Raw genomic sequence first — 24,891 nt, 5'->3', positions numbered from 1 at the left:
TCTGTACTGCTGAGTAGGAACTGGAGGGTAAAGTCTTGTGGACACATACTTTTGCGGGAAAAAAGTTCGTAAACAGAGTTGTAGCGACTGCCGTATAGTTTTTAGTGGCTTGTCGCTAGCGATCGCAATTTCTTATAAACTTAGACGGTAGTTATTAGCTCATCCAGCTTACCTTGACTATCTAAAGCGTGGATATCATCACAACCACCAATATGGTCATCATTGATGAAAATTTGCGGTAAAGAGCGCCGTCCATTCGCTCTTTGAGCCATTTTGTTTCTGGCTGCTTCATCTCCGTCAATGCTGTATTCAATAAATTCAACACCCTTACTCTTCAGTAAACTTTTAGCACGGATGCAAAAAGGGCAAGTCCTCCAGGTGTAAATTTCTACTTTGGCAGCCATAATGTCCTCAACTTGATTTAATACTTCTTAATTTTAGAACTTTGCTACTGGCTGTAGCGGCTCTATTCTCTTTTAATCTAAGCCCATGCAAAATATTTTATAGTGTTAAATAATGAATAAATAAATATCAGTCAAGTAAATCTACTAGTATCTTATAGCATAGAATTTGTTATCTACGGACAGATAAAAAATAGCGGAGCTTTTTCGTCTGACATTACTTGTCAAAATAAGCGCCGCTATTTAGCTAATAGGTCAGTTTTTCAATGATTTTGGCAAATGCTGCCGATACTGTGTAACGAAAAAATTTTGAATTAGACTAAAGGCTTTTTCTTTAGCAGTCTCAGCGCACCTACAGCAAATAAGCCTAAAGCTCCTGATGTACCAGGCTCAGGTACTCTTCTTGGTGAGGGTTCCTTAGATTTATAATATTTTCCTTGACCTGTTCCACTAGTACCTAGATTAGTTCCTTCAATACTCTGGTAGCGTACTCCAAAGTTACCTAGTGCAAATGAGTCAACGGGCTTATTGAAAGCGAGAGAGAAGGAGAACTTCTGAAGACCATCTTCTGTTCTCACACCACCATTCTGTCCACCCTGACAGGTGTTACCGTCAGTGAAGCATACATCTATATCACCAAACTGATTGGGAAAATTACCGTTGAGAACAGCGTTGCTAAAAAGTCCCGACGAACTTGTTTTTCCAGAAGCCAAATCAAGTTTATTGGTAGACAGAAGGTCGGAATACACATTAAAACCCAAGCCAGAAGTTCTAGAGTTGATGCCATTACTAGAGGTGTTATCTAAAGCGACATCAAAATTTGCTGCCACACCAGTGAAGCTTTTCAAAGTCAACCATGCTGTAGACGTTAGTCCAGAGACATTTTGCGTAGCTACGCTACCATCAAAGTTAAATTGGAACTTTTTACCAATATCGCTAAGATTGAAATTGATAATTGGTAAGGGTCTGGTTGAAGTTGATCCTTTAGTAGCAGTTTCCTTATCAGCAGCTTCCTTTGCATCCTTTGCTGCTGCTTCTGCTTTGTCTTTTTCTGCACAAGTCTGTGCTGCTTTGTCTTCTGCTGCTTTTTGGTTTGTCTGTTTCTCAGCTAAATCTTTTGTGGCTTTATCACATTCTATTTTTTTGTTATCTGCCTCAGCTTTCTTGTTGTTAGCGTCTGTCTGAGCTTTGTCACAATCAGCTTTTTTGTTATTAGCTTCTATCTGAGCTTTGTCAGCATCAGCTTTCTTGTTGTTAGCGTCTATCTGAGCTTTATCACAATCAGCTTTTTTGTTATTAGCGTCTACCTGAGCTTTGTCAGCATCAGCTTTCTTGTTATTAGCGTCTACCTGAGCTTTGTCACAATCAGCTTTCTTGTTGTTAGCGTCTGTCTGAGCTTTATCAGCATCAGATTTCTTGTTATTTGCGTCTATCTGAACCTTATCACAATCAGCTTTCTTGTTATTTGCGTCTATTTGAGCCTTGTCAGCATAGGATTTTTTGTTGTTAGCATCTGTTTGAGCCTTGTCAGCATCGGCTTTTTTATTATTAGCGTCTACCTGAGCTTTGTCACAATCAGCTTTCTTATTGTTAGCATCTGTCTGGGCATTGTCAGCATCAGCTTTCTTGATGTTAGCTATCTGCTGTTTGACAATCTTATCTAAACCATAAGCTTTATCAGCATCTTTTTGAGCTTTCTCAAAATCAGCTTTTTTGCTGTCAGCTATTTTCTGAGCATTGTCAAAATCAGCTTTTTTGCTATCAACTATTTTCTGAGCTTTGTCACAATCAGCTTTCTTGTTGTTAGCATCTGTTTGAGCTTTGTCAGCATCAGCTTTCTTGTTACTAGCATCTGTCTGAGCTTTGTCAGCATCAGCTTTCTTGTTGTTAGCATCTGTTTGAGCTTTGTTAGCATCAGCTTTCTTGTTGTTAGCATCTGTCTGAGCTTTGTCAGCATCAGCTTTCTTGTTGTTAGCATCTGTCTGAGCTTTGCCAGTATCCGCTTTTTTGTTGTCAGCTATTTTCTGAGCATTGTCAGCATCGACTTTCTTGTTATTAGCATCTATCTGAGCTTTGTCAGCATCAGCTTTCTTGTTACTAGCGTCTGTCAGAGCTTTGTCAGCATCGGCTTTCGCTGCTTTGGCTGCTTCTTCTATCTTGCTTAACTCAATAGCTGCCCGATCGGATGCTTCTTTCGCTGCTTTTGCTAGTTTGTCAGCCGTTGCTGTTTCAGCCGTGGCCGAATTCACTGCGTTTTGTGCTAGTTTGTCAGCAGCTAGTTTGTCAGCCAGTTGTTTTAATGTTGTGTCAACTGTATTTGCTGCTGTATTAATCGTTGCTTTTGCACCTGCTGGGGTTGTCACAGTAAATAGAGATCCGCTTGGATTGGTGCTGTAGATAACGTTACTGTCATTAGATGCTTCTGCTCTAGGAACTTGTGAGCCTATGACTAAAGCTAGTGACGATAAACCACAGGTGATATAACCTACTATTTTCTGTGAATTTATTTGAGACACTTCGTTTAAACCTCTTTGTTATTGTGTAATAAATTAAATGAGTGCATATCAATTTGGTTTATGACATTTAAAATCAGAATAGGAAAATAGACAAAATAATTTTATATATAGCTTGCTGCAAGCTTATATTTATCAGCAAGTTATATATAAATTAATGCCAGCAAGAATAGTTTGCTTATTGACTATTTCTAATCATTTGGTTAGTGCCAACTGATATGCAGTCCATCTAAATCTTGGTAACTAACTTTTCGTTAACTATGCACTTATATAGTTTTATACACAGAAATTCTGATAGTCTAGGTTTTATTTACATATTTACTAAAATTTTATTTTAGAAATAGAAATATGTTTTATTTAGTATAATTAGTAGTTTTCAGTATTTTTACAATGGTATTTTATTGTTAGATAACATTTTCTAAAATAATAGAAATAACTTATTGAGTTATTTTTAAACATAAAAAAACAACGGGGCAATTACGGTTAACTTTAATATTATTTACAACTAATATAGTAGCCATTAGTAATAGCACATTTTTCATAAAATTGTCATTCAGTAAATTCTCCGGCAATGATTAGAGCCTTAATAGAGTAGAAATATTTAAAAATAATGCCGTAGTTAATATAACTACGGCATTATTTTTTAGAAATTCCAAATTTCTATCGATATTTACCGAGAGTCAACGGCATATTCAATTAGTTGAGCAAGGCGATGGCGTAGGGTTTCTAATCCCAAGCGCTGACTCGCCGAAATAAATACCGCTAGGGGGAATTCTTCTCTAGCTAAAGCTAGTGTCTCACTATTTGCTCGATCGATCTTGTTAAAAATCACTAGCGCCGGGCCAGGAGTTATTGGCATTTGCGCCAAGATTTCTCTGACTGAGCGAATATGACGCAACCAAGCTGGGTGAGATAAATCCACCAAATGTAGTAGGGCATCAGCTTCTGTAACTTCTTCCAAGGTGGCGCGGAAGGCATCCATTAATGATGCAGGTAGTTCGTGTATGAAACCTACCGTATCTGTAATCAGAATTTCCTGATGTTCATTTGTTTCGCCATAAGGAATTACTAAGCGGCGGGTGGTAGGATCGAGAGTGGCAAATAGTTGGTCGGCTGTATAAACTTCTGCATTAGTGAGAGCATTCAGCAAAGTGGACTTGCCAGCGTTGGTGTACCCAACCAAAGCCACTGAGGGAATTTCTCGATGTTGCCTTCGTTGCCGTAACCGCGAACGATGGGCCTGTAACTGGGTTACTTCTTTTTGCAGTCGGGATATGCGCTGCCCAATGGCACGGCGTTCAGTTTCTAGCTTAGTTTCACCAGGGCCACGAGTCCCTATACCACCACCCAATCGGGACATGGTACGACCTCTACCAGCCAGTCGCGGTTGCATGTATTCTAGCTGTGCTAGTTCTACTTGCAATTTACCAGCACGGGATTGAGCGCGTTGAGCAAAGATATCCAAAATTACTTCGGTGCGGTCAACCACCCGGATACCAATTTGCACTTCTAAGTTGCGGACTTGGGAGGGTGAGAGGTCGCGGTCGAAGACGACGAGATTGACTCCTAGTGTTTGGGCAGTTAGAGCAATTTCTTGGACTTTACCTTCGCCAACTACTGTTTGAGGATGAACGCGCGATCGCTTTTGTTGGATTGTCTGTAATACATCTCCCCCAGCAGTATCAACTAAACGCGCCAATTCTAATAGGGTGTCTTGGAATTGTAGGGGAGTTGTCTCACTGGTCATCAGCCCGACAATTAGCACGCGATCGTGGTCAGCATCTACTTCTTGGGCGACAAATTCGCGCTGGAATTCCGCTTCCAGATTTTCTACCAAGTCTACTAAATCCTGGTCTGCCAAATCATCCAAATCCATAGGTGGCGATATATTCCAACTTGGGGTTTGAATTTGGCTTTCCCCTACCTTGAAAGCAGCAGGACTAGTAATCAGGGTGCGAGACTCTTGGGGTGTCAGATGAGCTAGATAAGCTTCTTTGACATATCCAGTCGCACCGCCTCCCCGCCGTGTAAATCCCGTTCCGGTAATATTTAGGACAACTAGGGCATCTAAGCGTTGCAGTGCCATAGCCGTGAGTGCCGCTTCATTTGGCGGTTCTGGCTTCAAATGGGTGGCGATGCAACGAATACCACTGAGTCGTTCTGCACCGTAACGGGGCAATTCCATCGGTGGTATTTGCGTTTGTCGCGGTGTGCCTACCCCGACGCGAATAACTTGTCCGCGACGGTTGATGTAGGCGCACACAGGCTGATTGACTTCTGTGCTAATTGCTGCCAGACGCTGGGAAAACTCAGGCGTGGTGATGCGATCGCCTGGTATACGCTGGTGATACAGCCGCTGTAGTTGTTTCAGCTGGCTGGACTTCAAACCTTGGAGATTTCCGTAGATAGTTTCTATAGGCGTTTATGACCAGTAAATGGCCCCCCAAATCCTTATATGTCTATTTTACAATAGGGTTGAGGCTGCTATCTATATCTTCTGAGGGATGCATTATGAATTAGTTCGCAGAGGGTATTGGTTTGACGTTATTTTGATAGTAGTAACCCACAAATTGAGCAATGGTAACAACACGCCCCGCCTCAGAACAAAGGGCTGTATTGAAAAATATCAGTTGGCAGACTTTTGAAACCATGCTAGCGGAGATTGGAGAGGATAGAGCCTCTCGAATCACCTATGACCAAGGAACGCTGGAAATTATGACTCCACTGATGCCGCATGAACATTGGAATTGCTTATTGAAAATGCTCATTTTCGTTTTGGGTGAAGAGTTGAATTTAGAGATTTTTCCTACAGGTTCAACAACTTTGAAACGAGAAGATTTGCGGCGTGGTGCGGAACCAGATAGCAGTTACTATATTCGCAATGAAGCGTTGGTGAGGAACAAATCAGAAATTGATTTGAACCGTGACCCAGCACCGGATTTAGTAGTAGAAATAGATTTAACGAGTTCTTCGCTGAATAAATTTGATATTTATGCGTCTTTAGGTGTTATGGAAATTTGGCGTTATGACGAGGGTCTGCTGTATATTTACCAACTACAACAAGGGCAATATATAGAGTGTAATAATTCGCCAAGTTTTGCACAATTGCCTTTAATTGAAATTGCTCGATTTTTAGAAGAAAGTCAAAGAATTGGCGTGATGAAAATGATGCGGAATTTTCGGGAGTGGGTGAAGGAGAAAATTTAAGTATTTAGTAATGTATCGGCATCGCTTTTAAGCTCGACTTTATCCATTTTTATGGCAACTCGATACTCCTGCGGAGTCGTTGCACGAACGCCTAAGCTGAAACCTTTGTGGAACGGCAGTTTTACTTTTTTGAATTCATTGATAATCTGTGACGTGTAAAAAGTATTTGCCAAAAAGCCAGGGTTTTTGCCGGATAAAGAAAACCGAGTTTTTAATTTTGGATAAAGTCGAGCTAAGTGCGTATGCAAAAATATTTATGTCATTGCGTTCGCCCTTGGCGTTCCCGTTCGCGTAACGTCTCCGAAGGAGAAGGGTACGAAGTGAAGCAATCACAAGCCTTTGCGATTGCTTCGTTTAGCTCTACTCTACTCGCAATGACAATGCATATTTAATTTTGCATGACTACTTACTTCCCTATTCTTACAAAAAAGAAGCCGGGGTTAGAATCTTGCGCCAGCGCTTCACTGCTGTTTGCAATTCTTCTGACAACCAGCTATCAAATTGGGGATAAACTGGCGATCGCGCCACCAATTCCCACCCAGTAGGCTGTAAAATATTTCTCAAAGCCTGTTCCTGAATATGGGGATAATCAGGATTCACTTCATCTTTTGGCCCAATTCCGCCCAAATCCCTAGCACCAGCTTCGATACAAGCGAGTAACCAGCAGTCATCCTTAACTAAATTCGGCGGAATTTGAATAGTAATATCTGGCGGTAAAATCTCACGGGCTTTAGCAATTACTTCTGGTAATTCATGAGGATTAAAAGCTGGTGCATCAAAAGTTTGCTGATTTCCTGGACTATGAGGTTGTAGGATAACTTCTTGAATGTGATGGTAACGTTGGTGCAAATCAGATATAGCTTCTAAAGTTTCCCACCAATCATTAACAGTTTCTCCAATTCCTAACAGTAACCCAGTTGTAAAGGGAATCTCCAACTCTCCCGCCCATTGTAATTGTTGTAAACGAACTTCTGGTAATTTACTCGGTGCGTGCCGATGTATACTATTTAATAATGTTGGCGTTAACTGTTCCAACATCAGCCCCATCGAAACATTTACACTCTTAAGTTTTTGCATTTCCTCAAAACTCAGTGGCCCCGCATTAGTGTGTGGTAAAAATCCCATTGCAAGCGCTAATTTGCACAAATCATAAATTCGCCCAAACCACGCCTCACGCCTTGGCGAATTGGGATGAACTTCACCACTGAGGATAAGGATTTCACACACTTTTTCGCTTGGAAGTGATTTTAAAAGAGTTTCTGCATCTGAAAGACTCATCCAGGGACTTTTACCAGGTTCACTACGAAAGTTGCAGTAACTACACCGATTAAAGCACTCATAAGTAGGAACTATTGTATAAGCAGGGCTATAGGTGACAAGACGATAATTATTAATTGGCATAAGCAGGATAATCTCAAGGAATGCCTTGCTTAAACTATATATAGCAATTCTATCTGATTTGTGAAAATTACTTTGTTAATGAACCACAGAGGCACAGAGAAGCCAGTGCGCCCTTGCAGTTCCCCGACTTGTAGCAACTGGCGCGACACATAGAGAAGAGTCAACAGAAAATTTTCACAAATGTTTTAGTAATGCTAAAGATTACCGTGTGACTCTTATTTCTTGCCATGATATTTAGATAAATAAGAACTATTTGCTTTTATAAATTTCTGGTAACTGCCACCAAGGAATATGGGGATGTTCGTGATGTTCCTCATGGTAGCCAAAATGATAACACGTGATAAATGACCACCAAATTGGACGGTTAATCGTTTGGGAACGATGAGGCTGAATATAACCTCCTATGGGTTCACTATGGGGTAGGAAAGTCCCAAAATAAAATAATTGGAATGAACTTAAAAGTGAGGGAATCACCCAAAAATACGTTAAATTAGCAGTGGGTATATGGAGTACGTGATTATTAAAGTGATAGATAATAGTCAAGGCAATGATTTGTCCCCAACTCCAGTAACCCTTCATAAAATAAAAATACCACGCGAAGAAATTTTTGTGTTTCCCATTATGAAAATCTGGGTCTATTTGGCTTGCTGGATTGTGGTGGTGTATCCAATGTTTTTTTAATAATTTTTTGTATGGTAAAAGACCATAAAAAGATAAGGTTAATGTCCCAATCAAATGATTAATCTTGGCGTTTTGGGGAAACACTACCCCATGCATAGCATCATGAGATGTAATAAATAATCCTGTATATAAAAATGTTTGCCAAAGGATGCTAGGCAATAGCATCCAAAATGTTAACTTGGAGATGTCAAGGGAAAGTAATAAACTCAGGCTAATGACCCATGCAGTAACAATGATAATCGCAATGAACAGTGCCTTAAACTGAGACTTATTTTTCCCTACGGTGGTCAGTTTTGTTTGATGATTGGGTGGTTGTTCTAATTGAATCACGCTTTTACTCCGCCTAGTATTCAGGTGAAAATTCCTAAAATCTCTGGTTCGTTAAAAAATAGCCACGACAAAAAGCACTAACCACCATCCAGAAAACTCTATTAGTGGTCAGTGTTTTGGATTGGACAGTGCCAATACTCTAATAATATGTACAAACATTAAGATACTTTAACTATTATTACACATACAGCCGCTATACCCAAAACTGTTTTCGGTTGAGAGGCAAAAAGTATAAATAACAACGCTGATAATTTTAGTGTTTACAGAAAACAGTGTTTCTATAGGACTAGTTTTTGATTTTTGAAATATCACGTAGGGTGCGTTAGCGTAGCGTAACGCACCATCAGCTTACCCTGGGTGCGTTACGACGTTCCGTCTAACACACCCTACAAATACTTATATTTTTTCAAAAATCAAATATGATTCCTATATTTGGTGATTTCTAAACAGATAAGCCTTAAAAATAAATAAACGTTTATATAATAGTTAGCGGTAAAAGCAGGAAATTACTTAATGTAATTTCCTGCTTTTACTGTAGCTTTTGAAGCAGTAAGGTGAGTAAGTACTGAAACTTACCATGTTCCAAAGTTCGGACTAAAGACATTTTATCGTTAGAAAAAGCAGCCTTTTATATTTGTACAGATTTGGAGAGAATCAACTAGGACTTACGCAAACAATGGTCAAAACCCTTATTTTCAGGTAGGGGCGATTCATGAATTGCCCCTACAGTATGTGGTTTTGCGTAAATCCTATAAACGTCTAGGCTTTTTTTGTCTTTGTAATTTTGAGATAACTGTATTTTTCAGTAAATTTTGCTATCGTGACTCACATTCTCGTTTAGTCACATAATGGCGATAACGAAACATTGCTTCTAATTGCGCTTGCACTAACCAACCACTGACAAATTCAACTGTCCCTCCACCAGGCATAGAGAAGGAAATAGCATCAGTCAGCTTAGTTTTGCCAGCTTCCGATTCAAATTCATGTCGATGTACCCAAGACTCAAAGGGGCCAGATATCTGTTCGTCGGTAAACAGGCGATATTTGTCGCATTCAGTATGACGCGCTAACCAAGTTAATGGTAATGGCCCGAGAAACAGACGAAATTCTGTGATAGCGCCTACGTTTAGCCCTCCTTCACGACGAACCACTTGGACTGGCTGCCAAGGTGGATTCAGCAGTTGTAAAATATCTGGCCTTTCATGAAATTTCCAAACTACTTCTGGTGAGGCATTAATGACTGAGGAATGTTTAAAGTGCAGCATGGAAAGAAAAACCTAAAATTCAACTTTCGGATTCTGTATCAATCTCGATATCTAGGGTATCTTCATCAACCCGCACATACAAAATATTTGGGTTACAGCAAACTTGGCAATCTTCTACATAAGATTGCTGTCCTCCAGCACTCAAATCAATAAAAGTTAAGTTCGGTTCGCCGCAATAGGCGCAGTAATACTCAGCTGTGTTTTGCATCAATTCATGGGTACTGGGTATTGGGTATTGGGTACTGGGTACTGGGTACTGGGTACTGGGTATTGGGTATTGGGTATTGGGTATTAACTTTTAATTCCTAGTTTCTATTCCCCAGTCCCCAGTCCCTAGTCCCTAGCCCCCAATACTGGCTGTAGTTCTTTTGGAGATGGATTGATATAACTCTTAGCATCAGCCAAATGCTTTAGTAGTGTAGACTGTGGCAGAGGCCCTTGCAAGTGGCTCCAGGGTAATATTTGCTCTGTTGACCATTCGGCGTGGACGTAAAAATCTAAATCGGGGATTTGTCCTTTGAGTTGTTTGAAAGCACGTTTGTAGCTACCCAAGGAGTCGCCAAAGTCACGAGTTAGTTGCAGAAGTTGGGAGAGTCTGCGATCGCCTCTCGACAATAAAGCTTGTATAATCGACCAATTATAGCTTTCTGGGCGAAACTCTATTCCCTGCGGTTTTAGCTGTTTTTGCAAAAACTGTAACCGCTTTTCTGCTTGACGATTCACCCCAAACCATTGAAATGGTGTGTGTGCTTTGGGGACAAAGGTGCTGCATCCAAATGTTAGGCGTAATCCCGGTGCAGCTTTTTTGATATTACGCATCATTGCCACAGTTTGGTCTAAATCCTCTGCTTCTTCACCGGGAATTCCTGCCATTCCGTAGAGTTTCAAGCTTTTTAATCCGCCAGCTTTGGCATTTATCGCTGCTTGGATAATTTCGTCGTTATGCAGCTTTTTGTTGACGATTTGCCGGATTTTCTCAGAACCACTCTCTACTGCAATGGTAAGCGATCGCGTGTCTCGTTTGGTCAAAGTTTCTGCTAGCTGGACTGTTACGGTATTTGTTCGCACTGAGGCAATACTGAGACGGACATCATCGTACTTTGGCTGACTTATATAATCTAGCAAATCTTCAAACTCTGGATGCTGAGTTACAGAAGCCCCTAATAATCCTAGCCGATTTGTGACTTCTAAACCTTTTGCGATCGCGGGAATTAAAGAATCTTCCAGACTCGCTGTTCTAAAAGGCAGTGTGAGATAACTCGCCAAACAAAAGCGGCACATTTCTGGACAGCTTCTCACCACTTCCACCATGTAAATATTTTCCCAAGCGGCTTTTTCGGTGACTACAGTCGAAGCCGATAGAGTGTTTCCCCGATAAGTCTGTTTTTGCACCACTGCGGGAATTTCGGCAGAAATTGGTTTAATAGATTTTACCGCACCATCTCTTGTGTGATATTCGACTTCATACAAACTAGGAATATAAATTCCTGGGACTTGTGCAAGTCTTTTTAGTTGAGTTTGTCTAGAAGCATTTCTGACTTCTTTGTACGCCTCAATAAAACTTCCTAGTAGGTTTTCGCCATCCCCTAGTAAAATTACATCAAAAAAATCTGCAAAAGGTTCGGGGTTAGCTGTGAGAACGGGGCCACCACCAAAAATTATCGGATGAGAATCATCACGAGAAGTTGCTTGAATGGGAATTTCTAAAGATTCCAGTAAATTTAAAATATTCACATAATCCAGTTCCCAGGAAATTGAAAATCCCACAATTTCTGGTGTTCTGGGGAGTTGTTCGTGAGTATCTGTAAACAGGCGACTCACCTGCACATCATCACGCATTGCCAAAGTTGCCCAAACTACCTGATAGCCAAGGCTAGTGATACCTACGCTATATTCATTGGGAAAGGCAAAGATTATGGGAATAGCGTTGGTGTCTGGGGTGGTGGGGGTGAATAGGAGGCGTTCAGATTCAAATACAGATGAGGTCATGATAATTCGTAATTCGTAATTCGTAATTCGTAATTCGTAATTAATACAGTTAGACTCAGGCTGACTCAGGCTATATACAGGCAGATTGCAATTGATTTTCTTCCTATTATTCACAGAATATATCCTTTTTATTGTGTCAGAGGTTTTAGTTATGAGCAGGGTTATCTATATTTAATTTTAAGCCATAGAATTATCAAGTTAAAAAACAATGTCACACTATTAGCAAGAATAATTGGCAAGGCTTGTAGATAGATTCCGTAGATTAACCATAAAAAAACACCAATTATGAATGTAATTAGTGTAACCGAAGAAACATCTTTTGCTGATTTTGTTTGCCATGTTTTAAACATCTGTGGCAAAAAAGAAATTGTGGTTGTTGTGGCAGCCGCTAATCCTAGAATTGTCAGAAAATCCATTTATGTAAACCTATAAGATAAAGTTTCTATTGGTTAAAAATTTTAGAGACTCATTCATTTTCATTAAAACTTACGTAAACAATAATCACAACAATGATTTTCAGTTAGGGGCAATCCTCTGTAGGAAGCCGCTTTGCGTCTACATGAATTGTCCCTAATGATGTAGTTTTGCGTCAGTATAATTCATAATACTGGATTAATGTCTTCGGTTTTACATTGTGGCGTAACGTAGAAAGTGGAAAAAAGAAAAAGGGAAAATTTTTAAATCTTTTCCCTTCTTCTTTAAACCTTAGCCTAATCATGAAAAAATATATGATTGACGCTAGTGAAATCGATTAATTAATTCTTCACGGGATAACTGCAATAGTAAAGGCGTAAACTCTTCTGGTGGTAACGTCAATAAGGGTTCAATAATTGCTTGAAGCTCATTATCTATTTCACCAAAACGAAATTTGAGCAAGTTTTCCACCACCAAACGTTCTCCCTGCTGAATTCCTGTTTCAAGTCCTCGTTGTTCACCTTCTTGCATCGCCTGTTCTCGATCTTGTTGGTAAAGTGGTGCTAATCGCATAAGTAATTCCCTATCTTCCTCATCTTGATTTTGAGTGACTTGTAAGTTTTGCTGCAAGTTGTACAGCAATTCTAACGCTGCTTTTCGGAAAGGATTATCTGGAGTCAGTGCTTCTAGTTCGTCAATTGCTTGCTTTTGAACGTTCCCTCTACCGATGATTCTCAGCCATAAGGTTTCTGATATGGAAGGCAACTGATGAATTGCTACTATTGCGGTGCGTAAATATTCTGGCATAAAGTAGATTCCAGGCAGGTAGTCAACTTTTGGATTAGCACCAAATCCTGATAAGAGTTGCGCTGATGCTGTCGGGGTAAGAATCCATAATTTTGGTAAATCAGATTCTAGAATGCGTGTTTTATTTCGATTTGCTTGTCGCTGGAAATCGCCACGTACCTCTAATAATTTTAAGAGACAATCGCAAATTTCTGTAGCTGAAGCTGCGTTACGAAATGGCTCAAGTAGACAAGGCGTAGTGACAAGTTGACCTAATAATCCGAGGGTTTCTGGTATTTTACTTGGTTGTGGTTTGGGGATAAAATAAACGTCAATTTCTCTAACTTCTCCTGCGACTCGTCTAGGTGCTTGGACTTCGCCGTAAGGAGTGAGTAATTGTTCAAGATAGTCTTTGGCGAATTGGTCGTGAATAAATCTGGTCATGTGTTGATAGTTTGGTGATGCAAACCAGTTTATTTACCGTTGTCTGACGATTTTTTCAGATAAGACTTAGCCCAAGCATATCGTTGTGAATCTTTTTTCAGTAAATATTCTGCTGCTTCATGTCGTTTATTCTCGTCTTTTGTACTTCGGAATACTCGTTTGAGTTCATCATCTATATCTTCAGTTTTAGCCCCTCGTTGTATGGCTTGTTCAAACCAATAATCACCTTCAGCATAATCGCCACGGTCATAAGAAATTGCTCCCATTAAAGTATACGGCTGATAACTATTAGGCTGATAATTAATAGCTTTTCTGGCACAACTTTCAGCATCAGCTAAGTTATCCATATCTCTGAATGCTGCACCTCTTGTTACTAAAATAGCTGACTTTAGATTACCTTCTCTGATTTTTCCTAAATCTAAGTTAGTAATTTTTAATGCCTGTTCAGGTTCATTCGCTTTACGCCAATAACTACTAGCAGTAGGTATATCCCATTTATGCCCAGTGCGCTTAATTTCTTGCTCATAAAATTCTGCTTCTAGTCTGTAATGTGCAACTGCAATCTTTCCGTCACGAGACAATAATTTTTGTTCTATTAGTTGAGCAACTAATAGAATATCTAGACGTTCTTTTTTCTCCAGTTTTACCATGATTTTGTAAAAAGGGTCTATTGATAGAGTAGGATTTGTCAATATCAATCCATATTTAGTCTTGAGAATAGTAAAGTGCTTTTGTTGAGCTAAAATAATGATATCTTGATGTCCTTTCTTGTTCAGCCATTCAAGTTCTGAATCACTTAATATTCCTACTGATTCTATTTTTATCTTCAGGCTATAAGCATATTTATCATCAACAATTTCAATTGTTTCAGTCAGTTGATATTTTATTAAAAATTTAATATCATCCTCACTTAGCTGCTTCTCTGTATCAAGTCGTTTAAGAAGCAGATATAGATAACTAGCAGGTGATGAGTCTTCATATTGATTTGCTTTGTACTTTGTCTTCAATGCAGCAAATTCTCGTTTCTGTTCGAGTTCGTTTGCTATAGCAATTGTTTCTGTCAGTCTTTGCTGTTCTAACCAGTAAATTTCTTCATAATTGAGTTTTTTATTTGCATCAAGTTTTTGCAGTATTTGATATAGTTTACTAGCTAGAGATATATCTGGGTATTTACTTGCTTGGTACTTAGACTTGAGTTCGGTAAATTCAGCTTGTTTTGTAGACTCTTGTTGTTCAAATATTTCTATGGTTTCAAAAAGTTCATGATTTAGCAACCACTCATATTCAGATTCACTTAAACTTGCTTCTATATCTAGTTTGTTTAGTATTTTATACAATCGACTATCAGGACATGAATCTTGATACTTAGTGGCTTGAAACTTCTCCTTTAGAGCAGTAAAACATTTGATATCCTGAACAATAGCAACTGTTTGAACCAGATTATTGTCTTGCAATAATTTGACTTCTGAATCAGTCAAGCTATTTCCTGATTCAAGTTTCCAAAGTATCGGATACAAAACACTGCTTAATGATGATTCCCACTTTTTAGCAACTTTATACTTAGCTTTCAGATGAGAAAACTCAGCTTCTAATCTTTTGGATTCTCCCATTCTAAATTGTTGTAGCCATATAATTTCAATGGTTTCAAAAAGCTCATGTTCTTGCAACCAATTGAATTCTAATTCGCTGAGTTCAATTTCTAGGTCAACTTTTCGCAGGATGAGATAAAAAAGGCTAGAGGGTGATGAATCTTCATAATTAGCGGCTTGATATTTAGATTTTAATGCCGCGAAGTGTTTAAGCCGATTTTGAGACTCTTTGTCCATATTGATAGCAGATGCGATCGCACTTAGCGAATGTGTTATCTGCTACTATAGCAACCTCAGTAAAAAACGGCGAGTCATACACCCACCGTTGTTATTTGCGGTGCTTGCTGCTGTTTAAGTCGCCTTAAAATCGTCGCACTGATATAATCTCACAGAAAATCAGGAATTAAAATCTTAGCAAGAGGCACAATAAGCTGGAACGATTGTCAAAACATATCGTTAATAATCCCGTTGCCTTTAAGCTAGGGAATGTCGAAATCCAGGAAAATTACATGAATGCTGAAGAATTATTAAACCAAGGATTAAACCACAGTTTACAAGGGGATTATCAAAAAGCGATCGCTTCTTTCAACCACGCTATAGAAATTAACCCCAATTTTGCCATAGCCTACTCTCACCGAGGTAATGCTCGTTACTTTTTAGGCGATTATCAAGGAGCGATCGCAGATCATAATCAAGCATTGCAAATCGATCCCAATCTCGCCCAATCTTACCACAGCCGGGGTAATGCTTACTTTGCCTTAGAAAAATATGACAAAGCGATCGCTGATTATATCCAAACAATAGAAAATAGTACGCAGTTAGCTGATAATATCAATATTGATATTGCCAATGCTTATCATAATCGGGGTGTCGCTTGTTTTGAAAAGGGCGATCGTCAAGGAGCCATCGCAGATTTTCAACAAGCTTTACAATGGCATCCCAATTTTGCCGCAGCATACAGCAATCGGGGTAATATTCACCACATCTTAGGAAATTTTCACGAAGCGATCGCAGATCATGACCGAGCATTACAATTAGATCCGAAGTTGGCGGAGGCTTATCATAATCGAGGTAATGCCCACTACTCTTTAGCAGATTATCAAAGTGCGATCGCAGATTACAACCGCGCTTTAGAAATCAACCCCAGGTTTGCCGGAGCATATTACAATCGAGGTTTGGTTCTTGCTCATCTCAAAGAATATCACCGAGCAATTGAGGATTTTAACCAAGCGCTAAAGTTCAATCCTGATGATGTACAAGCCTATTGTGAGCGGGGTCTTGTTCGTAGTACTCTTGAAGACTATAAGGGTGCGATCGCAGATTATGACCGAGCCTTACAAGAAAATCCGACTCTAGCTTTAGTATATGGCTTTCGGGCCAATGCTCTGCGCCGACTGGGAGATTATCAAAGCGCAATAGAAGATAGCAATCGCTTATTACAACTCAATCCTAGTTTAGCTGAAGGATATTGCGATCGCGCGGCGGCTCGTCGTTCTTTAGGAGATCATAAAGGAGCAATTAAAGATTACGATCGGGCATTACAAATTAATGATAACTTAGCCGCAGCTTATTATGGTCGAGGGATTGCCCGTGAAGCCTTGCAAGATTTACAGGGTTCAATTGACGATAACACCCAAGCAATAGAGTTGGTTCCTGAATTTTCGCAAGCGTATTGTAATAGAGGAAATGCTCGTCGGCTTTTGGGGGATGAACAAGGAGCGATCGCAGATTATAATCAAGCATTGGAAATTAATCCTGATTTAATTGAAGCATATTACAACCGAGGTTCAACCCATTATGCTTTAGAAGAATACGAAAGTGCGATCGCAGATTACACCCAAGCTTTGCAAATAAATCCCCAATCTGCTGCATTTTACAGCGATCGCGCTAATGCTCGCTATGCCCTAGAAGATTATCAAAGGGCAATAGAAGATTATAGTCGAGCGATCGCGATCGACTCCAGTTTTGCTGAAGACTGGTACAATCGGGGTCGTAGCCGTTCTCTATTGAGAGATTTACAAGGAGCGCTTACAGACTTAAATCAAGCTTTACAACTTCAGCCTCATTGGGCCTCAGCTTACATCCTTCGAGCAGATGTCTACCAAAATCTGGGTGATTCTCAAAGAGCAATTGCGGACTTCCAGAAATCCGCAGACTTGTATTACCAAGAGGGAAATGTTCAGTATTATCAACAAATTACTGAGCTAATTGAACAGATTCGATAAAAGAACCCCACCCCCTCCCGAAGACAGGGGCTACGGTGTACACACAAGTCTGAAATGCTGATTAACCAAGGTTTTACCCCACCCTAACCCTCCCCTTATAAAGGGGAGGGAACTAGATTCTTGTTTCTCCTTATAAAGGGGAGCAAACTAGATTCTTGTTTCCCCCCTTTATAAGGGGGGATTAAGGGGGGTAATTCGACTTGTGTGTACACCTTAGTCTGCGGGGAGGGAAGACAAAGCACAGCTTTGGCGGGGTGGGGTTCTCCGGGGTTAATAAGTGATTAAGCGGACATAATATCACTCGTTTTTTCAAAATGAAAGCGTTCCATGAAGCAGCGGTCAATGCAATCTTTGTAATGCCACAAGAGTTTATGAGGTGGTAAAGTAAAGATGCCTTTGGTTAAGATCGCTCGTTTGTCTCCTGTACCAATTAAACTTAAATATTGTTTCTGTGGTTTATAAGGTTTGAGCGACTTACCTAATAAAATTCGCTGCAAATTCTCAAATAAAGGTTTACCTTGTCTAACAGCAAACACTCCAGCTTTTGGACGCGGATGATTTATCATTGTGGCAATGTCACCAGATGCAAATACCTGCGGATGCGTTTGAGATTGTAATGTGTCCTCTACCAGAATAAAACCTTGTTCATCAGTTCCTAGTCCCGCAATTTTTAACCATTCGGGTGCTGAAGCTTGTGTCACCCAAAAAATTTTATTACACTCTACTGTCAACCCAGATTCGCACTTAATCTCAAATATTTCTCTAGTTTGCTTGTGGTTTATAAGTGCGATATTACACACACTTTCTCCAAGATGTAGCTCAATACCTCGCTCGGTGAGAATTTGCTGAATTTGATGCCGTACTGATTGATGGTAATTGGGCATCAGTTCCATCTGACGATGAAATAAATGCATTTCCAGATTGGGAATTGGTTGTTGAATCTGATGTAAATGAGATTGCATCGCCAACGCCAATTCTACACCGCCAGCACCACCACCTGCGATCGCAATCCTAATCAGTTCTTGAGGATTTTTACCTACAGCTGCAATTAGTTCATCCCAATGTTCCAATAGCTGCGATACTGGTTTAGCTGCGATCGCATATTCTGCCGCACCTGATACAGACATTCTGGCCGGAGTGCTGCCAATATCAATAGACAGCACATCAAAATCTACCACCAGTCCGTTAGCACAGAGAACTTTGTTGTTTTCCAAGTCTAAGGCAACTACTCTGTCAATATACAAATTTGCTTGAGCAAACTTAGCCAATGGTTTCAAATCAATATGACATTCATCATGGGTGTAAAATCCAGCAATGTATCCTGGTAACATTCCAGAGTAGGCTGTCTTTTGATTTGCAGTAATCAACGTCAAACGCACTCCGGGTAACGGCTTAATTCCAAACATTTTCAGGGCAATTGCATGGCTGTGTCCGCCACCAATTAGCACTAAGTCTTTAACTATCGTATGTTGACAGTAATTATTAATTATTTTCATTCTGTAAAAAATATTTCATCAATTTATAAGAGTCATTTATCAAAAATAAGTCTAGGGATACATACTTTTCTAGAAAAATTTAACCCGAATCAGCATAAGTCCCTAAAAGAACGTTTAAGAATAGCAATTGAACAACTAGAAAATAACACAATTGAAACCAGTCTAGCTGTAATTAATGATTTAGAGCAAATTGCCCAAAATCATCCACAGTATCACTGGATAATTATGAACATTCTTACTAATTTTGTCCGAAAAAATACTATTCATGTATCTCAAGAAGAAGCAATAAACAACCTGTCAGTAAAAGTTCGTGCAGATATTCAAGCAGCCTTGACTGTTATCGCTAGAAGAGATGTAAATAAAGACCCAGAAAATGAACAGCTTGATTTGAGTCACACGGACATGAGAGGAGTAAATCTGAATAGAGCGAATCTACAACAGACAAACCTCTATCAAGCTAATCTTGCTGGGGCGAACCTCACAGAAGCTAATCTTGCAGGAGCAATTCTCAGTGCAGCTAACTTAGAAGGTGCTAACTTATATTTAGCTAATCTAGAAGGGGCAATCCTTAGTGCAGCTAACCTAAAAAGAGCTAATTTATATTTAGCTAACCTGCATTATGCAAGCTTATATCTAGCTGATTTACATGGGGCAATTCTCAATGATGCCATACTTGATGGGGCAAACTTGAGAGAAGCTAAATTATCTGAGTAAAACACTATTTTTGCAAGGCGAAAGTTAAAAAGAAGAAAGCTGCCAGTGCAAGCTTTTCAATAATTGTTAAATTTTTGCCTTAATTCCGAAGTATATTCGATATTATTACTTAGTTAAAGAGGTATTCGGACACCTATTATAATTTTCTGTTAAATGGTATACTATTTTTTCCAAACATCTAAGTAATAATTCTAAGTTGTAAGGAAAATTTTTACCATGTCTTCTAAAAAGACAGACACTCTGTTGAATTGGTTCATAACTATAACAGTTTTCTTTGGTTTCTCACTGACTGTAATTTTCTTTGCTTTGTCTAGTATTAAAGAATTGTCAATTCAGGAAAAAATTCAGTATAGAAACCAAGCGTTAACAACTACTGCAATAGTTTTCCTGGCATCGGCAGCAATGTTTAATACCTATTATTCAGCAAAGCGGGCCCAAGCGATGCATAAAAATGCGATCGGAGCTGAGAAAAACCTCGAAATTAGCCTTCAGAATGCCAAACTGAATCAAGACAGATTGACTTCAGAACGCTTTATGGGGGCAATTGCCCAACTTGGCCATGATAAAATTGAAACCCGAACAGGTGCAATTTATGCATTAGAAAGGGTTGCTCAGGATTTTCCTAAAGAACACTGGACAATCATGGAAATCCTCACTGCCTTTGTGCGCGAAAATGCACCTATCCAGGCGGTGAGGGTAGAGCAACAAAAGCCGGAATATTCACCAGATGCTTACTCAGGTAAGCGTAGAGGTGGGTCGCGTCCGACACAGCAGTTGGAGCAAAACCTCCATGAAGAATTGCCAATAATCCGCACCGATATTCAAGCAGCCTTAACTGTCATCGGTAGGCGGAATTTACTCGAAGACCCGAAAGACCAGAAACTTGATTTACGTCATATCGACATCAGACGAGCAGACTTGCTAGGAGTGAATCTGCAACAAGCCGATTTACGTGGTTCTGACCTGAGTGGGGCTGACTTGCGGGGAGCCGACTTGAGTGAGGCTGATCTCAATGGCGCTAAACTCATTAGGTCTATTCTCTATGAAACCAAATTCTTAAAAGCTAGTCTCTGTGGAGCTAATCTGTGTTGGGCTAATCTCAACCGCGCTAATCTCTCTGGGGCTAACCTGCGTTCAGCCAACCTTTCTGGAGCAAGTCTGCGTGTAGCGAATCTCCAAGGAGCAAACCTTTATAAAGCTAACTTGCAACAAGCAACTTTAAAAGTCGCCAACCTCTCTGGAGCAAAGCTGTTTTTAGCTAACTTGCAAGGTGCAAAACTGGGTAAAGCCAATCTAAATCTAACGGGTTTGATTGGTGCTAACCTTTCGGGGGCTAACCTAAATGGAGCCAACCTTTCTGGGGCTAATTTGAATGCAGCCAAACTCCACCAAACAGAAGTTTATTTTGCCAATCTCTCAGAAGCCAGTTTAACCGAAGCTGACCTGCATCAGGCAAACCTGATTGGAGCTAACCTGCATAGGGCGACTTTTTATCAAGCGAACCTGACACAGGCTAACCTGATGGGAGCTAACTTTTTAGAAGCTGACCTTAGCGATGTCAAACTAGAAGGGACAATTTTAACAGGGGCTAAAAACTTAGAGTTGCACCAGATTAGAAAAGCACTTGGCGATCGCACTACTCGCCTACCTGATTATATAGAAGCACCGACAGATTGGCCACAATCAGGTTGAGTTATCACCGCATCATTAGTTATTTGGGCGTATTCTACCGTTTTCACTTAATGCTATAGTTTTTACCAAAAGTCTAGATTGAATTGGCAAAAGGCGATCGCACAACAATCTTACCGGAAAATCTTCAACCACCCAAACACTGGCAAGCTTAAATTTCACCCTCTGAACCTCAAACGTGAGTTTTTTTAAATACAAAGTTGGCTAAAGTAACATATTCTTTCCAATTAATATGGACATTTCAATTGCGTAGAATAGCTTCGTTTCACGCATAACAGCATTATGCCTCTACCGCTAACCTCCGTAGTTCAGAGGATGTTTGAAAAATCAGTTGTGATGGATTTCATAGATGATTTCCATTAAGTAGATTTAAGTACTTGTCAAGTACTTCCGTATTTGTACGCTATCAGATATTTATAGATACTCTTAAAATCAACCTAAATTTATTTCCGTAAGGAGCCAGATATGAAGACTTATGACATATCTTTTATAAAGACAAATGGAATCACGACTTTTTTGGTATTTATCTCAATTATATTTATTTTCTCAGCAACTCTTATTCTCTCATTATTTGAAAGTATTGAAGGATTTTCAAATCAGGAAAAAATAGAATATATTAATCAAGCATTAACAACTCTTGCCATAATTATTGGAGGGCTGGCATTAATTACTAATGCTTACTACACTTCCAAACTTTCCCTAGATGAGAATCAGAGTCTGTTAACGCAACTCCTTGCTGGGACGCTAGCTTGGGATAAGAATATCGTAACTGGCATCAATAACACACAACCAACTCCAGAAGAGATTGTTCCAGAACGTTTTTGTAAAGCGATTGAACAACTGGGAAATGAAAAGATTGAAACGCGATTTGCCGCCATTTATGCTTTAGAACAAATTGCTAAAGATTCTCAGAAAGACCATTGGACAATTATGGAAATTCTCGCTGCTTTTATCCGCGAGAATTCTCCGGTGAATCATGAATATGAGAACGATTCAGAGGAGTCATCAAAACTTCCTACAGATATTCAAACAGCCTTAACTGTCATTGGACGACGCGATGCATATAAAGATCCGGTAAATCAAAAACTGGATTTACGCAATACAGACCTCCGTAATGCAGACTTAACGGAAGCTAACCTCTCTAGGGCAATCCTCGTAGGAGCTAACTTACAATGGGTCAATTTGACACGAGCAAATCTCTCGGAAGCCGACTTATCAGTAACCGATCTTTGTGGTTCAATCTTCTATGAAGCAAACCTCTCAAAGGCAATCCTTCCAGAAGCCAATTTGCAAGGAGTAGTCCTCAGAAAAGCAAACCTCTCAAAGGCAATTCTTTATGATGCCAATTTAGAAGGGGCAATCCTTTGTGATGCCAATTTAGAAGGGGCAATCCTCTGTGATGCCAATCTAGAAGGGGCAATTCTTTGTGATGCTAACCTCTTTGAAATAAATTTTGAGGGTAGCAACCTCCAAGATGCAAACCTGATTGGTAGTAACCTGCAAAGAGCAAAACTTGCTGGAGCCAACTTAGAAGGTGTGTTACTCAGTACAGCGAATCTGCAAGATGCGAACTTCCAAGAAGCCAACCTCTCTAGGGCAAACTTGAGCGGATGTGAAAACCTAGAATTACAGCAGATTGAAGAGGCAATTGGCGATCGCACAACAATCTTACCGGAAAATTTGAACATACCACAACAGTGGCAGTAAAGAAGCCCTAGCGAATAGAATTCATGGCTATACAAACGAGAACTACTAAGAGAAAATTAAGTTTTTTAACCCGCGCAGGCGGGTTTTGTTTGTGTCGATGTGGTTTAGAATTGCTTTTTTAACTGTTACACTTACCGACATCCTGTCCAGAACTGAAGTTCGGCTAATAGCTCAAGTCCACTCAAGTAGACTTAAGCTATAGGAATCCGATTTGATTGATTAAAAAATCTAAGTATTAGGAATGAAATATAGGATTACTATTTGATTTTTGAACGAAATTAGGTATTGTAGAGTGTGTTAGAACGGAGTTCGTAACGCACTATTATTAAGGGTTTGATGCCGTACTCTCCGTGCTAACACATCCTACGGATATTTTCAGAAATCAAACCTGATTCCTATATATCATTAAAAATGAGAAAACTATTAAACCTAAAGATATTTTTTAGTAATTTAAACTTATTTGTTTTTCATAACAAAAGACTTTTGACTGAATTTATCTCTGATTGTTGGCGCTGTTACAATCGGTTATTTTGAAACCGTTTACTATATCTAAGTACTTTGAAAAAACCAAACTAATTTATCAGTAGCATAAGTTTATTAATACTGAGATTAGCCTGTTTTTATCCTATACGGCTAAATTCTCAATGATTTCCTTTTTTTTTGAACTCAGAATCAATAAATGAACAATAACTAACTAATTAACCAAGGAAGTAAAGATTAGTAAAAAAACAAGAAATAATTAATAGTAAAAACTTAATCTATTCAGTTTTTTCTGCGCCACTAGTTAAGAGGTAATCTATGGTGCGAAACTCAAAGCTAGGGTACAGAACGTTCCCTAAATATATTCTGCGTCCATCCGTTGCTATAGGTATAATTGCATCTTTATTTGTTGGCGGAATAAGTTTTTATATAGTAAAGCGCTGGCAAAATTATGTAAATTCAGAGACACAAGCGCCAGCAACACAATTGCCACAGTTAAAAACGGTAACAGCTTTAGGACGGATTGAACCACAGGGAAAGGTAATTAAACTCTCTGCTGCGGTGTCTGCGGAAGGAAGTCGGGTAGAAGAGTTGTTAGTAAAGGAGGGGGATAGGGTAAAAGCAGGACAGGTAATTGCGATTTTGAATAGCCGCGATCGCTTGCAAGCAGAATTTCAAGAGGCGCAGGAACAAGTGAAAGTAGCCCAGGCAAACCTAAACCGTACCCAAGCAGGTGCTAAACGCGGTGAAATTGCTGCCCAAAAAGCTGCGATTGCTCGCACAGAAGCAGAACGTCAAGGTAATATTAATGCTCAAGCAGCAACAATTGAGCGATTCCAAGCCCAACTGCGTAACGCCCAAGCAGAAGACGAGCGTTATCAGCAACTATATCAACAGGGTGCAATCTCTGCTTCTCAACGGGATAGTAAGCGTTTAAACTTAGAAACCGCCCAAAAAAGCCTGCAAGAAGCGCAAGCACAATTAAATCGTACCCAATCAACTAGCCAGCAACAGGTAAAAGAAGCTACGGCAACCCTTGAGGAAATTGCTGAGGTGCGAGGAGTGGATGTAGAAGCTGCCCAAGCAGAAATCAATCGTGCCGTAGCAGCCATGAATCTGGCAAAAGTCAATCTCAAACAGGCCCAGGTGCGATCGCCCCAAAATGGACAGGTATTTGAAATCCATACCCATCCTGGCGAATTAGTCTCAAATGATGGCATTGCTGATATCGGACAAACCAATCAGATGTATGTCATAGCCGAAGTCTACGAAAGCGATATCGGCAAAGTGCAGTCCGGCCAGCAAGTGCGAATACTCGGTGATTACCTCCCAATTGAATTGCAGGGAATCGTAGATCGCAAAGGCTTGCAAGTGCGACGGCAGAATGTCATTAACACAGATCCCGTCAGCAATATCGACAACAGAGTAGTAGAAGTCCATATCCGGCTAGATGAAACCTCCAGCCGAAAAGCTGCCACCTTAACCAATATGCAAGTTAAGGCAGTAATTGAATTGTGAAAAATCAGGGATTAGGGACTAGGAAAAAGTTTTCCAATCCCC

The 24,891-nt window shown here is 39.8% G+C and carries 19 protein-coding genes; 6 read left to right on the top strand and 13 right to left on the bottom strand.

The window, feature by feature from the left end:
- Window positions 1–140 precede the first annotated feature (140 nt).
- The 3 genes from grxC to hflX form a co-directional block, all read right to left on the bottom strand.
- Entirely contained in the window at window positions 141–404 is a 264-nt protein-coding gene (grxC, locus tag CDG79_RS16160; RefSeq protein WP_094343022.1) for a glutaredoxin 3, read from the bottom strand.
- A 311-nt stretch (window positions 405–715) separates the two neighbouring features.
- Entirely contained in the window at window positions 716–2,917 is a 2,202-nt protein-coding gene (locus CDG79_RS16155; RefSeq protein ID WP_094343021.1) for a cistern family PEP-CTERM protein, read from the bottom strand.
- 667 nt (window positions 2,918–3,584) lie between these two features.
- Entirely contained in the window at window positions 3,585–5,330 is a 1,746-nt protein-coding gene (hflX, locus tag CDG79_RS16150) for a GTPase HflX (RefSeq protein ID WP_094343020.1), read from the bottom strand.
- A 161-nt stretch (window positions 5,331–5,491) separates the two neighbouring features.
- Between hflX and CDG79_RS16145 the strand changes: the two genes are divergently transcribed.
- Window positions 5,492–6,121: a Uma2 family endonuclease gene (locus tag CDG79_RS16145; protein ID WP_094343019.1), complete on the top strand. Its 630-nt coding sequence runs from the start codon at window positions 5,492–5,494 to the stop codon at window positions 6,119–6,121.
- A 420-nt stretch (window positions 6,122–6,541) separates the two neighbouring features.
- On the opposite strand, the gene cofG is transcribed toward CDG79_RS16145, so the two are convergent.
- The 8 genes from cofG to CDG79_RS16105 form a co-directional block, all read right to left on the bottom strand.
- The gene (gene cofG, locus CDG79_RS16140) at window positions 6,542–7,522 is read right to left on the bottom strand and encodes a 7,8-didemethyl-8-hydroxy-5-deazariboflavin synthase subunit CofG (RefSeq protein ID WP_094343018.1); all 981 of its coding nucleotides are present in this window, start codon (window positions 7,520–7,522) and stop codon (window positions 6,542–6,544) included.
- A 249-nt stretch (window positions 7,523–7,771) separates the two neighbouring features.
- On the bottom strand, window positions 7,772–8,533 hold the full coding sequence (crtW, locus tag CDG79_RS16135; protein ID WP_094343017.1) for a beta-carotene ketolase CrtW: 762 nt from the start codon (window positions 8,531–8,533) through the stop codon (window positions 7,772–7,774).
- Between the two features lie 815 nt (window positions 8,534–9,348).
- Window positions 9,349–9,798, bottom strand: a complete 450-nt coding sequence (locus CDG79_RS16130) for an SRPBCC family protein (RefSeq protein WP_094343016.1) — start codon at window positions 9,796–9,798, stop codon at window positions 9,349–9,351.
- Between the two features lie 19 nt (window positions 9,799–9,817).
- Window positions 9,818–10,006 carry a CPXCG motif-containing cysteine-rich protein gene (locus tag CDG79_RS16125; protein ID WP_012411100.1) on the bottom strand — a complete coding sequence of 63 codons (189 nt, stop codon included), beginning with the start codon at window positions 10,004–10,006 and terminating at the stop codon, window positions 9,818–9,820.
- A gap of 125 nt (window positions 10,007–10,131) precedes the next feature.
- Window positions 10,132–11,787 (bottom strand): B12-binding domain-containing radical SAM protein, encoded by a 1,656-nt coding sequence (locus tag CDG79_RS16120; RefSeq protein ID WP_094343015.1) that lies wholly within the window; start codon window positions 11,785–11,787, stop codon window positions 10,132–10,134.
- Window positions 11,788–11,948: 161 nt separating this feature from the next.
- Window positions 11,949–12,203 (bottom strand): SemiSWEET transporter, encoded by a 255-nt coding sequence (locus CDG79_RS16115; RefSeq protein WP_094343014.1) that lies wholly within the window; start codon window positions 12,201–12,203, stop codon window positions 11,949–11,951.
- Between the two features lie 322 nt (window positions 12,204–12,525).
- Window positions 12,526–13,431: a hypothetical protein gene (locus CDG79_RS16110; protein WP_094343013.1), complete on the bottom strand. Its 906-nt coding sequence runs from the start codon at window positions 13,429–13,431 to the stop codon at window positions 12,526–12,528.
- A 29-nt stretch (window positions 13,432–13,460) separates the two neighbouring features.
- On the bottom strand, window positions 13,461–15,257 hold the full coding sequence (locus CDG79_RS16105; protein ID WP_094343012.1) for a hypothetical protein: 1,797 nt from the start codon (window positions 15,255–15,257) through the stop codon (window positions 13,461–13,463).
- A 272-nt stretch (window positions 15,258–15,529) separates the two neighbouring features.
- Here CDG79_RS16105 and CDG79_RS16100 point away from each other — a divergent pair, with 272 nt between their 5' ends.
- Window positions 15,530–17,245 carry a tetratricopeptide repeat protein gene (locus CDG79_RS16100; RefSeq protein ID WP_094343011.1) on the top strand — a complete coding sequence of 572 codons (1,716 nt, stop codon included), beginning with the start codon at window positions 15,530–15,532 and terminating at the stop codon, window positions 17,243–17,245.
- A gap of 281 nt (window positions 17,246–17,526) precedes the next feature.
- Here the strand turns inward: CDG79_RS16100 and CDG79_RS16095 are convergent, their stop codons facing one another.
- The gene (locus CDG79_RS16095; RefSeq protein ID WP_094343010.1) at window positions 17,527–18,741 is read right to left on the bottom strand and encodes an FAD-dependent oxidoreductase; all 1,215 of its coding nucleotides are present in this window, start codon (window positions 18,739–18,741) and stop codon (window positions 17,527–17,529) included.
- Here CDG79_RS16095 and CDG79_RS16090 point away from each other — a divergent pair.
- Together CDG79_RS16090 and CDG79_RS16085 are read left to right on the top strand one after the other, a co-directional pair.
- Window positions 18,712–19,455 carry a pentapeptide repeat-containing protein gene (locus tag CDG79_RS16090; protein WP_094343009.1) on the top strand — a complete coding sequence of 248 codons (744 nt, stop codon included), beginning with the start codon at window positions 18,712–18,714 and terminating at the stop codon, window positions 19,453–19,455. The genes CDG79_RS16095 and CDG79_RS16090 overlap by 30 nt on opposite strands.
- Before the next feature lie 216 nt (window positions 19,456–19,671).
- On the top strand, window positions 19,672–21,147 hold the full coding sequence (locus CDG79_RS16085) for a pentapeptide repeat-containing protein (RefSeq protein ID WP_094343008.1): 1,476 nt from the start codon (window positions 19,672–19,674) through the stop codon (window positions 21,145–21,147).
- A gap of 15 nt (window positions 21,148–21,162) precedes the next feature.
- Here CDG79_RS16085 and CDG79_RS42425 read toward each other — a convergent pair whose 3' ends face one another.
- Complete coding sequence (locus tag CDG79_RS42425) at window positions 21,163–21,306, bottom strand: hypothetical protein (RefSeq protein ID WP_189525021.1); 144 nt, start codon at window positions 21,304–21,306, stop codon at window positions 21,163–21,165.
- A 303-nt stretch (window positions 21,307–21,609) separates the two neighbouring features.
- Between CDG79_RS42425 and CDG79_RS16080 the strand changes: the two genes are divergently transcribed.
- Both CDG79_RS16080 and CDG79_RS16075 read left to right on the top strand, forming a co-directional pair.
- Window positions 21,610–22,851 carry a pentapeptide repeat-containing protein gene (locus tag CDG79_RS16080; protein ID WP_223278172.1) on the top strand — a complete coding sequence of 414 codons (1,242 nt, stop codon included), beginning with the start codon at window positions 21,610–21,612 and terminating at the stop codon, window positions 22,849–22,851.
- Between the two features lie 798 nt (window positions 22,852–23,649).
- Window positions 23,650–24,849 carry an ABC exporter membrane fusion protein gene (locus CDG79_RS16075; protein ID WP_189525020.1) on the top strand — a complete coding sequence of 400 codons (1,200 nt, stop codon included), beginning with the start codon at window positions 23,650–23,652 and terminating at the stop codon, window positions 24,847–24,849.
- Window positions 24,850–24,891: the final 42 nt, after the last annotated feature.

Source organism: Nostoc sp. 'Peltigera membranacea cyanobiont' 232 (genome assembly GCF_002245985.1).
In the GTDB taxonomy this organism is placed as follows: Bacteria; Cyanobacteriota; Cyanobacteriia; order Cyanobacteriales; family Nostocaceae; genus Nostoc.
Note: the sequence above shows the minus strand (reverse complement) of the source record. Positions and strands in the feature narration are given on the sequence as shown.

What these genes read in the sequence shown, in the direction of transcription:
- grxC (WP_094343022.1), bottom strand. Translation starts at nt 404, where the DNA reads ATGGCTGCCAAAGTAGAAATTTACACCTGGAGGACTTGCCCTTTTTGC.
- CDG79_RS16145 (WP_094343019.1), top strand. Translation starts at nt 5,492, where the DNA reads ATGGTAACAACACGCCCCGCCTCAGAACAAAGGGCTGTATTGAAAAAT.
- cofG (WP_094343018.1), bottom strand. Translation starts at nt 7,522, where the DNA reads ATGCCAATTAATAATTATCGTCTTGTCACCTATAGCCCTGCTTATACA.
- CDG79_RS16130 (WP_094343016.1), bottom strand. Translation starts at nt 9,798, where the DNA reads ATGCTGCACTTTAAACATTCCTCAGTCATTAATGCCTCACCAGAAGTA.
- CDG79_RS16125 (WP_012411100.1), bottom strand. Translation starts at nt 10,006, where the DNA reads ATGCAAAACACAGCTGAGTATTACTGCGCCTATTGCGGCGAACCGAAC.
- CDG79_RS16120 (WP_094343015.1), bottom strand. Translation starts at nt 11,787, where the DNA reads ATGACCTCATCTGTATTTGAATCTGAACGCCTCCTATTCACCCCCACC.
- CDG79_RS16115 (WP_094343014.1), bottom strand. Translation starts at nt 12,203, where the DNA reads ATGGATTTTCTGACAATTCTAGGATTAGCGGCTGCCACAACAACCACA.
- CDG79_RS16110 (WP_094343013.1), bottom strand. Translation starts at nt 13,431, where the DNA reads ATGACCAGATTTATTCACGACCAATTCGCCAAAGACTATCTTGAACAA.
- CDG79_RS16105 (WP_094343012.1), bottom strand. Translation starts at nt 15,257, where the DNA reads ATGGACAAAGAGTCTCAAAATCGGCTTAAACACTTCGCGGCATTAAAA.
- CDG79_RS16100 (WP_094343011.1), top strand. Translation starts at nt 15,530, where the DNA reads ATGAATGCTGAAGAATTATTAAACCAAGGATTAAACCACAGTTTACAA.
- CDG79_RS16090 (WP_094343009.1), top strand. Translation starts at nt 18,712, where the DNA reads ATGTTGACAGTAATTATTAATTATTTTCATTCTGTAAAAAATATTTCA.
- CDG79_RS16095 (WP_094343010.1), bottom strand. Translation starts at nt 18,741, where the DNA reads ATGAAAATAATTAATAATTACTGTCAACATACGATAGTTAAAGACTTA.
- CDG79_RS16085 (WP_094343008.1), top strand. Translation starts at nt 19,672, where the DNA reads ATGTCTTCTAAAAAGACAGACACTCTGTTGAATTGGTTCATAACTATA.
- CDG79_RS16080 (WP_223278172.1), top strand. Translation starts at nt 21,610, where the DNA reads ATGAAGACTTATGACATATCTTTTATAAAGACAAATGGAATCACGACT.
- CDG79_RS16075 (WP_189525020.1), top strand. Translation starts at nt 23,650, where the DNA reads ATGGTGCGAAACTCAAAGCTAGGGTACAGAACGTTCCCTAAATATATT.